This window comes from Kitasatospora sp. NPDC059973 (assembly GCF_042737525.1).
In the GTDB taxonomy this organism is placed as follows: domain Bacteria; phylum Actinomycetota; class Actinomycetes; order Streptomycetales; family Streptomycetaceae; genus Kitasatospora.
Genome location: NZ_JBHWUI010000092.1, coordinates 23,984 through 35,077, shown reverse-complemented (window position 1 = coordinate 35,077; position 11,094 = coordinate 23,984). Strand labels below are relative to the sequence as shown.

Below are 11,094 nucleotides of genomic sequence, written 5' to 3'. Positions count from 1 at the left end.
GGTCGGGTGACCTGCGGCTGCGGCGTCCTCGGGCGTCCCCGGAGGTCCCGCCGTACCGGGCGTCCGCCCGGGCCGACCACTCGGAGCCGCCCGCTCAGGCCGCCCGTTCCCCGGCCCGCAGCGCGACCCGGGCCGGGAGCCAGGTGCCCACCGCGGCGAGCGCGGCCGCGCCGGCGACGACGATCACGAGCTGCCCCACCGGCACGGCGACCCCGGCCGTCCCCCGGGTGATGCCCTGGGCGTAGGTGGTGAGCACCGCGAAGGCGATCCCGAGTCCGAGCACGGTGGCGATCACGACGGAGGCCGCGGTCTCCCAGCCGAGCATCCGGCGGACCTGGCGGCGGGTGGTCCCGATCAGCCGCAGCGCGGTGAACTCCTGGCGGCGGTCGGTGATGCTCATCGCGAGGGTGTTGAGGACGGCGATCGCCACGAAGGCGATGATCAGGCCGAGCGTGACGTAGCCGATCTGGGCGCTCACCCGGTTGCCCGCGGACTGCGCGGCGGCGCGGTCCAGGACGCCGATGCCGGGCTCGGCCCGCAGCGCCGAGGCCAGCGCCTCCCGGGAGACCCCCTCGCCCCGGACCAGCAGGTTGTCGTCGAGCGGGACGTCGACGTGCGCGGCGACCGGGCCGTGCGCCAGCGTCAGGTCACCGAAGCCCAGGCCCCGGGCGTACAGGGCGACGACGGTGACCTCGGCCGGGGTGCCGTCGGCGAGGGTGAGCCGGACCCGCTGGCCGAGCCGGTAGCCCAGCCCGTCCGCGGCCGCCGCCGTGCCGTCCGCCAGCGCGCCGAGATCGCCCGCGGTCACCGCGAGGTCCAGGGTGTCGGTCAGCCGCTCGGGCGTGACCGCCTGCACGCTGCGCTTGGTCAGGCCGTCGCGGACCTGGGTGTGCAGCACCCGGGTCACCGTCCGCACGCCGGGGACGGCGGCGACCGAGGCGGCGGCGGAGGCGGGGACGCGCGGCCCGACCACGAAGTCGGCGACGCTGCCGCGGTCGCGCTGCGCACCCGCAGCGCCGTCCACGGTGGTCTGGGTGAACAGGATGGTGCAGGCCATCGCGACCAGCAGGGTCAGCGGCGTGACCACCGAGGCCAGCCGGTGCGCGGCGGCCCGCAGGTTGTGGGCGGCGAGGTAGCCGCCGACCCGGGACGCCCGCAGCGGCAGGCCCAGCACCGCGACCCCGGCCCGGGCCACCAGCGGGCCGAGCAGGGACAGCGCCGTGCACCAGAGCAGGACGGCGACGAAGCAGGCCGGGGTGGAGGCCTGGTCCGAGTGCAGCACGGTGAGCACGGCGGTGAGGACGACGGAGCCCACGGCCGCGACGACGCCGAGGACGATCCGCGCCCAGCCCGGCCGGGGCGGCTTGATCTCGGCCTCGCCGAGGGCCTCCACCGGTTTGATCGCGGTGGCCCGGCGGGCCGAGATCCGGGCGGCGCCCCAGCCGGCCAGCAGGGTGGCGCCGGCGGCGGCGATCGCGGGGAACGGGGAGAGCACCACGGGGAGGTTCGCGGGGATCACGTCCAGGGCGACGAACCGGTCCCGGAGCCAACTGCCCAGCGGCAGGCCGGCGGCGGCGCCCAGCACCCCGGCGGCCAGCCCCACCGCGAGCGCCTCGCCGCCGATCATCTTGCGGACCTGTCGACCGGTCGCGGCGACGGCGCGCAGCACCGCGATCTCGCGCTGACGCTGCTGGATCGAGAGGCCGAAGGTGCCGACCACGACCAGCAGGGCGACCAGCAGGGACGTGCCGCCCAGCACACCGCCCATGCTGACCAGTCGGACCTGGGCGTTGGCGGCGTCGGGGAACTCCGCCGGTCCGCGGTCGTCGCCGGTCCGGGCGAGGGCGACCGGGGCGCCCTGCGTACCGGTGGCGGCGACGGTGCCGGCCGGGGTGCTCCGGAGCAGGGCCGCGACGTCGGCGGCGGCCGAGGGCGCCGCCGGGAACACGCCGATCGCACTGAAAAGCCCGTCGTGGCCGGCCAGCTGCCGGGCCCGCTCGGGGGCGAAGAACACCCCGGCCTGGGCGTCGAAGACCTGGGCGGTGACGCCGACGACCCGCACGGTCAGCGTCTCCCCGGCGGTGCGGGCCCGCACGGTGGAGCCGACGGCGAGGTGGGTCCGGGCGGCCGTGCCGGCGTCCAGCACGACCTCGTCGGCGGCGGACGGCGCGGTCCCCGAGGCCAGGGTCAGGCCGGCCAGCGGCGCGGACTCCCAGCCGTGGCCCCAGGAGTTCGCCGTGGGGCCGCCGGGCAGCAGCACCGGGAACGTCACCTCGGTGCTGACGGACCGCACCGAGGGCAGCGCCGCGATCCGGTCGGCGAGCGCGGCGGGTACCCAGGCCCGGCCGGCGATCGGCTTGGCCTTCTCCTTGACCTTCCCCTTGCCCTTGTTCTGGACCTGGTGGACGTCCTGGTCCCCGGCGACCACGATCGGCGCGGCCGCGTAGCGCTCCGGCCGGACGCCTCCGAGCAGCCCGGTGGCCAGCAGCGTCCCGCAGCCGCAGACCAGCGCGGCGGCGCAGAACAGGGCGACGAAGGCCCCGGCGAATCCGGCCTTGCGGTGCCGGAGGGTGGCTACGGCGAAGCTGAACATCATCGGTTCCACGCTCCCAGGCGGATCATGCGGTCGGCGACCTTGGCGGCGGTCGGCGCGGACATCGTGTCGGCGACCCGGCCGTCGGCCAGGAAGAGCACCTCGTCGGCGTAGGAGGCGGCGACCGGGTCGTGGGTGACCATGACGATGGTCTGGCCGAGCTCCTCGACGGTCTGCCGGAGCAGGGTCAGGACTTCACGGGCGGTCATGGTGTCCAGGGCGCCGGTGGGCTCGTCGGCGAAGAGCACCTCGGGGTCCGAGATCAGCGCCCGGGCGATGGCGACGCGCTGCTGCTGGCCGCCGGAGAGCTGACCCGGGCGGTGTCCGGTCCGCTCCCGCAGCCCCACCCGCCCGACCAGCGCGGCCAGCCGGGCCGCGTCGGTCCGGCGGCCCGCCAGGCGCAGCGGCAGCGTGATGTTCTGCTCGACGGTCAGCGACGGGACGAGGTTGAACGACTGGAACACGAACCCCGCGCGCTCCCGGCGCAGTTCGGTCAGCTTGGTCTCGCTGAGCCGCGACAGGTCGGTGTCCCCCAGCCGGACCGTTCCGGAGCTCGGCCGGTCCAGCCCGGCCGCGCAGTGCAGGAAGGTGCTCTTGCCCGAACCGGAGGGCCCCATCACCGCGGTGAAGCCGCCCTTGGGCAGCCGCACCGTCACCTCGCGCAGCGCGGCGACCGCGCCCCGCCCCTTGCCGTACACCTTGCTCACAGCTTCCAACGTGATCGCTTCGCTCATGCCTCCAGCCTGCCGAGCCGCGAACTCCCGGCCCAGGGACCGGATCACGAGCGACCCGTGACATCGTCACGGGTAGGGTCGTCGCATGATCAGACTCCTGCTGGCGGAGGACCAGCACGTGGTGCGCGGCGCGCTGGTGGCGCTGCTGGAGCTGGAGCCCGACCTGGAGGTCGTCGCCCAGGCCGGCTCGGCCGACGACGTGGTGCCGCGCGCCCTCGTCGCCCTGCCCGACGTCGCGGTGCTCGACATCGAGATGCCCGGGCGCACCGACGGTCTCCAGGCAGCCGCGGCACTGAAGGAGAAGGTGCCGAACTGCCGGACCCTGATGCTCACTTCGAACGGCCGCCCCGGACTGCTCCGCCGCGCCCTGGACGCCAAGGTCGACGGCTTCCTGCTGAAGACCGCCCCGCCGGAGGAACTGGTGGCGGCGATCCGGCAGGTGGCCGGCGGCGGCCGGGTGCTCGACCGGGGGCTCGCCGTCGCGGCCTGGGACCTCGCGGACAACCCGCTGACACCGCGGGAGAACGACGTGCTGCGGGAGCTGGCCGAGGGCGCCGAGCCGCCGGAGATCGCGGCGCGGCTGCACCTGTCGACGGGGACGGTCCGCAATGTGCTGACCGCGGTCGTCGGCAAGCTCAACGCCCGCAACCGGACCGACGCGGTACGCATCGCGCGTGAGGCGGGCTGGCTGTAGCCGCCGCGCCCGCCCGTTCCCCCGGCGCTCCGGGCGTCAGCCCGCGGTGAACGCCCCACGCAGCACCGGCCTCAGCCCGCGGGCACCTCGGCGCGCAGCAGGTACCAGCCGTCGTCCGGACCGGCCGCCAGGGTGCCGCCGATCGCGGCGAGGCGGACGGTCAGCCCGCCGATCCCGGAGCCGGGCGCGCTGACGCCGTCCGGCGCCCCGTCGTTCTCCACCTCCAGCCGCACCGCGTCCCCGGCCACCGAGGTGGCGATGCGCGCGTGGCGGGCGGCGCTGTGCCGCAGGATGTTGGTGACCGCCTCCCGGAGGACCACGCTCAGCACGGCGCCGGCCGCCGGCGGCACCGGGACGTCGTCGACCTCCACCGTGATCGCCGCCGCCTCCAGCACCCCGGCGGCCGAGGCGAGTTCGGCCTCGAAGGACAACCGGGGGCTGTCGCTCACCACCGTCCGCAGTTCGGTCTCGCCGCGTTCGGCCAGCCGCACGATGTCCCGCAGCTCGGCCCGGCCGCGGTCGGCGTCCGTGGCCGCCAGCCGCCGGGCCAGCTCGGCCTTGAGCAGGATCGCGGTCAGTCCGTGGCCGAGCAGGTCGTGCAGGTCGCGGGCGGCGCGCAGGCGCTCGGTCACCACCGCGGCACGGGCCAGCCCCGCTCCCGCCCGCTGGAGCTCCCGCACCAGCCGGGCCAGCCGCAGGACGCCGTAGACCACGACGCAGGTGATCAGGGCGTCGACGACGGCGAGCAGCACGGGCACCGGCCCGCCGCCGGTGAGCACACCGCCGGCCACCGCCGCCGCGACGGCGAGAGCCGCGCCGGCCCGGAGCGGCAGGGCGAACAGCAGCGCACCCGCGAGGATGCCGACCGCGCCGATCCAGTTCCGCCCGGACCAGGGCAGCGGAACGAGGGCGATCACCGCCGAGGCGAGCAGCACCAGCCGGGCGTGGCGCGGCGAGTCCTGCGTCGCGAAGCGGATCTGGAGCAGGCAGAAGACCAGCAGGCAGGGTGCCCCGAGCGCGAGCAGCGGCACCGGGACGAGCAGCACGGCTTTGACGAAGAAGGTGCCCAGGACGAGGAGGTACAGGCCGAGCACGGTCCGCAGCTCGGGCGGGTCGGCCGCGTCCGCCGGCGCGGGCGTGGCCGCGACCGCCGCCTCGACGGCGAAGCGCCCGTCCGGTTCCAGACCGGCCGTCAGCCGACCGCCGACCTCGCGGACCCGGTCGGCGAGGCCGTCGAGCAGATCGGCGCCGAGCGCGGCCGTCGGCACGCCGTCACTGACCACCCGCAGCACCACCTGCCCGGCCCGCTCCCCGGTGACGATCTCGCACCGCCGCGCGTCACCGACCCGCACCACCGCCGTGACCGCCTCACGCAGCACCGCCGCCAGCACCGTCCCGGCCGGCCCGAGCGGCTCCGAGTGCCCGACCCGCAGGTCCGCGGTGATGCCCGCGGACGCCAGCAGCGCCCGGGCGCTCGCCGCCTCGGGGGCCAGCGACAGGCTGCGCAGCTCCGCCGCCGTGGCCCGGGTCGCCGCCAAGGTCCGCCGCGCCGCGCCGATGAGGTCCGCCAGGACGCCCGGATCGTCCCGGAGCGCCAGATCGCGGACCTCCTCCAACCCCTCGGCGAGCCCGCTCCGCAGCCCGGTCGCGATCCGCAGCCGCTCGCCGGTCACCGCGGCCGCCGCCAGCGCGAGCCGGGCCGCGTGCACCCGTGCCGCGAACAGCGCGAGCGTGGTGACGGCGTACAGCATCACGCCGCCGATCGCGACGATGAGCGTCATGTCGACGGCGTCCCGCACACTGCCCGACCGCACCAGCTCGATCAGGGCCGCGGAGGCGCCGAACAGCGGCACCAGCACCCGGCGCCGTTCCAGCAGCAACGAGGCGGCCGGGAGACAGAGCAACCCGACCGACACCCCGAACCCCAGCACCGCGACGTACCCGACGGCCAGCTCCACCGCCGTCCCGACCCCCGGCGGCACCACCCCCAGCACCCGCCGCACCGCCGACGAACTGTGCCGCAGCTGCACCACCACCAGCACGACGCACGCCACGACCACGGCCACCCCGGCCTCCGGCTCCCCCGGAACCCGCGCGAGCCCCTTCAACAGGTGCACCGAAGCCACCGCGGCAGCCGCCGCCCCCACCAGCCCCCGCGCCGGCCACCCCGCCCGCGCCCCCACATCCACCCCCGCCACCCGGCGCATGCTACGCGGAACCCGATCAAGCCGGCAGCTCTGGTCCCGCCCCGAATCCGCCCCGAAAAACAGCGAAACCGCAGATCCGAAGACCTGCGGTTTCGCCATGAAGAGCGGGCGACGAGAATCGAACTCGCGCTATAAGCTTGGGAAGCTCATGTTCTACCATTAAACTACGCCCGCCTGATGAGCCGTCAGAGACCGCTCGATCTGCGCCCACTGTACCCCATCCGTGACGCCCGTTGCACAGGTGGCCCGGGGTCGTGGCGGAGCCGCCCGGGGCGGGGGTGGAGGCGTACTGTGTGGGCCGCGTGAGAGTGCTCCGGCGGGTGGGTTCCGGGGCGGCGAGCCATCCTGCGGAATGTCCGGAACATCCCCTAATGTGACGCTGTCCCGAAGGCTCGGCCGTTCGGGGTGCGAAGAGTACGGGTGAGTACCGGGGTAAGGATGGGAAGGGGACCGATGGAGCAGCGCGCCGTCGTTCGTTGTGCCGAGGGGCACCTGTTCAGCACCACCACGTTCCCGATGCAGAACCTCGGGCCGGGCCGGCTGGGGCCCGGGCGGCTGATCCGCTGCCCGCAGTGCGGGCGGATGCGCAGTTCGGTGCTGGCCGACGTACGGGAGCTGTCCGCGCCGCAACTGGCCCGGGCGATGCGGCTGGAGGCCGCGGAGTTCCTCGCCTGAGGGCGGGTACCAGGACGGACGGGGCCCCGGACGATTCGTCCGGGGCCCCGTCGTGCACGTAACCTCGGAGCGTGCTGCTCTCTGACAAGGACATTCGGGCCGAGATCGACAAGGGCCGGGTCGTGATCGACCCGTTCGACCCCGCGATGATCCAGCCGTCCAGTATCGATGTGCGACTGGACCGCTTCTTCCGGGTGTTCGAGAACCACCGGTATCCCCACATCGACCCCTCCGAGGAGCAGCCGGACCTGACCCGGCTGGTCGAGCCGGAGGGCGACGACGCGTTCATCCTGCACCCCGGCGAGTTCGTGCTGGCGTCGACCTACGAGGTCATCTCGCTGCCGGACGACGTGGCCTCGCGGCTGGAGGGCAAGTCCAGCCTGGGCCGGCTCGGCCTGCTGACGCACTCCACGGCCGGCTTCATCGACCCCGGCTTCAGCGGGCACGTCACGCTGGAGCTGTCGAACGTCGCGACGCTGCCGATCAAGCTCTACCCGGGGATGAAGATCGGGCAGCTCTGCCTGTTCCGCCTCTCCTCGCCGTCGGAGCACCCGTACGGCTCGGCGCGGTACGGCTCGCGCTACCAGGGCCAGCGCGGCCCGACGCCGTCCCGGTCCTACCTGAACTTCCACCGCACGGACATCTGAGCCCGGACGGTCCCGAGCACACCGAGCGCACGCACAGCGGGCGGCCACCCCTCCGTCGAGGGGTGGCCGCCCGCGGCGTTCCCGGTGGTGCTCAGACCCGCTCGGGGCGGGTGACGGCGACCAGCTCGCTGCCGTCCTCGGAGAGCCGCAGCTCGGTGCGGAGCGCCGCCAGCTCGCCGAGGTGGTGCAGGTGGGTGCCGCCGCAGGAGATCTGCGCGGCGCCCTCGGGCAGCTCGCAGTGCCACTGGCGGCGGGCGGTCAGCTCGGGGCCGGGGACGTCGATGCGGACCGGCGCGTCGGCGGCGACCCAGGCGGCCAGCTGCCGGTTGACCGCCTCGGTGAGGTCGGGCAGGGCGTCGGCGAGGGCCGGGAACTCGTCGGTCGCCTCGGCGGTGAAGCCCTTCTTGCGCAGCGACTTGCCGAGCCGGTAGGTGTCGGTACTCGCCTCGGTGTCCATCACGGAGCTCGCCATCGCGAGGCTGTCGAAGTCCGGGTTGCCGAAGGCGTCGGCGCGGCCCGGGTCCTTGCGCCAGCGCGGCGCGAGGGCCGCGTTCAGGGCGAGCGCGAGCAGGTGGCAGCCGCTGTGCGAGGCGCAGAGGGCGGCGCGCCGGCCCGGGTCGACGGCGAGCGCCGCGGTCTTGCCGACGAGCCCTTCCGGGGCCCCCTCGACCACGTGCAGGACCAGCCAGGACCACTCCTCGTCACCGCGCCGGACCGGGATGTCGGCGCCGACCAGCGGCGCGCCGCCGTCCGGGCCCACCGCACCGGTCAGGCAGTCGACGACGGCCAGTTCGGTGCCGTCCACGGTCAGGGTGCCGAGGTCGGCCGGCTGGTCGGGCCAGGTGTGGTCGAGCGGGTGGAACGGCGTCGCCGCGGTGACGACCGCGTGGCGGCCGCCGTCCAGCGGGTGCACCGCGAGCACCGGGGACTCGCCGGTCACCGCCCCGGCCGGGAAGCTGACGTGGGTGGTGGGGAGGGTCATGCCTGGCTCCGTGCGCGTGAGGGTGGTGGACGTGAGGGTGGTGGAAGCGGAACGGGCCCCGCAGGCGGGGCCCGTCGACCATTCTCCCCCGGGCCCGCGCCGCGCCTTCCCCGGTTCCTCGGCCGGGAACGGACCGGCCGACCGGCCGGAAGGGACCGCCAGGAAGGAGACCCAGGAGCGGGACGGCGGCTGATCAGCCCAGGGTGGGCAGCTTGATCAGCACCAGCAGCGCCAGCAGCTGGAGCGCGGCGGCGCCGGCCGCCTTGCCCCACGGCAGGTCGTGCACCCGGCGGACCATCGTGGTCAGCAGGACGGCGCAGAACAGCCAGGTGGCCCAGCCGACGACCTGGACGACGAGGTTGTCGGACGGCAGCACGAGCGCCAGCAGCAGCCGGGGCGCGTCCGTCGTCCAGCCGATCAGCACCGCGAGGCCGACCGTCGACTTCCACGGGCCGTCCCCGCCGAACTGGCGGGCCAGCGCGTAGGTGACCGCGCCGAGCGTGGCACCGGCCACGGTGAAGCCGATCGCGGCGACGACCATCGCGGTGAGCGCGCTGGTGAAGGTCGAGTTGACCACGTCGTCGTGGGTCAGGCCGATGCCCAGCACGGCCAGCGCGCCGTACAGCAGCGAGACGGTGAGCGCGGGCAGCCAGACCTGGTGGTCGCGGGTGCGGTCGAAGGTGGCCGTCGGGTTGCGGAAGATCCCGGTCAGCAGCTCGCGCCAGCGCGGGCGCGGGCCGGTGGCGTGCGGGGCGGCCTGGCCGCCGGCCCGGTACACCGCGACGTTGTCCGGCTGACCGTCCTGGCCGTGGCCGTAGGCCTGGTCGTAGCCCTGGTCGTGCCCCCGGTCGTAGCCCTGGCCATAACCCTGCTCGTAGCCCTGCTCGTACCCCTGCGGGTAGGGCTGCTGTCCGTACTCCGCCGGGTACCCCTGCTGCGGGTACGGCTCGCCCGCGTACGGGTCGCCGCCGGTCGGGAAGGCCCGGGTGTGCCCGGGCTGGTCGGCCGCGTACGGGTCGTACCCGCCGGCCTGGGGACCGCCGTGCCCACCGGGGGACGGCGCCCCCGGCCGCGGCGCCGTTCCCCGGTGCGGAGCGGTGAAGTACTCCGGACCGTCCGCCTGCCCGTGCCCCCCGGGCGCCCCCGCCGAGGGGGGAGGAGCCGACCACCCGCCACGGGGGTCGGCGCCCTGACCGCTGTCGTATCGATTACCAGCCACGCTCCGAAGGTACCCGTCCGGCCGACTCCGCGTCGGTCGGGCACCGAGCCGGAGCCGGTTTGCAGCGAGCCTGTGACGACGGCGCCCCGGGGCGGGGCCCGGGGGCGCCGTGTCGGGCGGGTCCTACCGCTGCGCGCTCACGGCCGGCGCGTGCACCGCCGCGGCCGCCGAGGCACCGGCCGGGCAGCCGCCCGGGCCGGCCGAGGTGCGGACGGCGCCGACCGGCAGCAGCGTGCCGCAGGCGACCCGGATGCCGTTCGGCAGCTCGTTGTCCGACTCGACGATCGCGCCGTCGCCGATCACCGCGCCGTCCAGCGCCGTCCGGTCGCCGACGGTCGCGTACGCGCCCACGATCGAGTCCTTGACCAGGGTGTCCGGGCCGATGGAAGCGCCGGGCAGGATCACGCTGCCCTCGACGATCGCGCCGGCCTCGATCACCGCGCCCGCGGAGACCACGGTGCCGCCGCTCAGCACGGCGCCGGGGTGCACGGTGGCACCGGGCAGCAGCAGGGCGTCACCGGTGGGGCCCGGGACGGCCGGGGAGTCGACCTTGCCGAGGACCAGGTCGGCCGAGCCGCGGACGAAGGCCGCCGGCGTCCCGAGGTCCAGCCAGTACGAGGTGTCGACCACCCCGCGCAGCAGCGCGCCGGTGGCCAGCAGCTCGGGGAAGGTCTCGCGCTCGACGGAGACCTCGCGCCCGGCCGGGATCCGGTCGATCACCGAGCGGGTGAAGACGTAGCAGCCGGCGTTGATCTGGTCGGTGACGATCTGCTCGGGCGTCTCCGGCTTCTCCAGGAACTCCAGCACCCGCCCGTCCTCGTCGGTCGGGACGAGCCCGAAGGCGCGCGGGTCCTCGACCCGGGTGAGGTGCAGCGTGACGTCGGCCCCGGCGGCCACGTGGCCGTCGCGCAGGGCCGCGATGTCGACGCCGGACAGGATGTCCCCGTTGAAGATCAGGACCGGCTCGTCGGGGCCGCAGGTCAGCCCGGAGGCCGCGTTGCGGATCGCGCCACCGGTGCCGAGCGGCTCCCGCTCGGTCAGGTAGACCAGCTCGATGCCGTACGGCGTCCCGTCCTGGAAGTGGTCCTCGAAGACCTCGGCCAGGTAGGAGGTGGCGAGCACCACGCGGGTCACCCCGGCCGCGGCCGCGCGGGCCAGCTGGTGCGCGATGAACGGGACGCCCGCCACGGGCAGCATGGGCTTGGGAGTGTGGGTGGTCAGCGGACGCAGTCGCGTGCCCTTACCACCGACCAGCATGATCGCCTCGGTCATGGTCTGCGCTGTTCCCCTTGTGGTCTCCGCGGCCCGGCCCGGCGGGCCGATACCTCCGTCAGTGGTCTGGA

The 11,094-nt window shown here is 75.2% G+C and carries 8 protein-coding genes, 1 tRNA gene and 1 pseudogene; 3 read left to right on the top strand and 7 right to left on the bottom strand.

Annotated elements, in window-relative coordinates; translation table 11 throughout:
- Positions 1 to 94 precede the first annotated feature (94 nt).
- Both ACFWA9_RS24060 and ACFWA9_RS24055 read right to left on the bottom strand, forming a co-directional pair.
- Positions 95 to 2,596, bottom strand: coding sequence for an FtsX-like permease family protein (locus ACFWA9_RS24060; RefSeq protein ID WP_380389645.1), 2,502 nt, complete (start codon positions 2,594 to 2,596; stop codon positions 95 to 97).
- Positions 2,593 to 3,327, bottom strand: a complete 735-nt coding sequence (locus ACFWA9_RS24055) for an ABC transporter ATP-binding protein (RefSeq protein ID WP_380389643.1) — start codon at positions 3,325 to 3,327, stop codon at positions 2,593 to 2,595. Before ACFWA9_RS24055 ends, ACFWA9_RS24060 begins: the two co-directional genes overlap by 4 nt.
- Before the next feature lie 85 nt (positions 3,328 to 3,412).
- On the opposite strand from ACFWA9_RS24055, the gene ACFWA9_RS24050 reads away from it, so the two are divergent.
- A complete protein-coding gene (locus ACFWA9_RS24050) occupies positions 3,413 to 4,021 on the top strand; it encodes a response regulator transcription factor (RefSeq protein WP_329488698.1) in 609 nt (202 codons plus the stop codon).
- A 71-nt stretch (positions 4,022 to 4,092) separates the two neighbouring features.
- Here the strand turns inward: ACFWA9_RS24050 and ACFWA9_RS24045 are convergent, their stop codons facing one another.
- Positions 4,093 to 6,138, bottom strand: coding sequence for a histidine kinase (locus ACFWA9_RS24045; protein ID WP_380389641.1), 2,046 nt, complete (start codon positions 6,136 to 6,138; stop codon positions 4,093 to 4,095).
- A gap of 193 nt (positions 6,139 to 6,331) precedes the next feature.
- Positions 6,332 to 6,402: transfer RNA gene (locus tag ACFWA9_RS24040), tRNA-Gly, on the bottom strand.
- Between the two features lie 279 nt (positions 6,403 to 6,681).
- Here ACFWA9_RS24040 and ACFWA9_RS24035 point away from each other — a divergent pair.
- Positions 6,682 to 6,903, top strand: coding sequence for a hypothetical protein (locus ACFWA9_RS24035; RefSeq protein WP_329488707.1), 222 nt, complete (start codon positions 6,682 to 6,684; stop codon positions 6,901 to 6,903).
- A 71-nt stretch (positions 6,904 to 6,974) separates the two neighbouring features.
- The gene (gene dcd, locus ACFWA9_RS24030) at positions 6,975 to 7,550 is read left to right on the top strand and encodes a dCTP deaminase (RefSeq protein ID WP_329488708.1); all 576 of its coding nucleotides are present in this window, start codon (positions 6,975 to 6,977) and stop codon (positions 7,548 to 7,550) included.
- Between the two features lie 91 nt (positions 7,551 to 7,641).
- Here dcd and ACFWA9_RS24025 read toward each other — a convergent pair whose 3' ends face one another.
- The 3 genes and pseudogenes from ACFWA9_RS24025 to ACFWA9_RS24015 form a co-directional block, all read right to left on the bottom strand.
- Positions 7,642 to 8,532, bottom strand: coding sequence for a metal-dependent hydrolase (locus tag ACFWA9_RS24025; RefSeq protein WP_352288433.1), 891 nt, complete (start codon positions 8,530 to 8,532; stop codon positions 7,642 to 7,644).
- Positions 8,533 to 8,725: 193 nt separating this feature from the next.
- Complete coding sequence (locus tag ACFWA9_RS24020) at positions 8,726 to 9,751, bottom strand: YIP1 family protein (RefSeq protein ID WP_380389638.1); 1,026 nt, start codon at positions 9,749 to 9,751, stop codon at positions 8,726 to 8,728.
- A gap of 198 nt (positions 9,752 to 9,949) precedes the next feature.
- A pseudogene (locus ACFWA9_RS24015) lies at positions 9,950 to 11,023 on the bottom strand (sugar phosphate nucleotidyltransferase); the annotation flags it as partial.
- Positions 11,024 to 11,094: the final 71 nt, after the last annotated feature.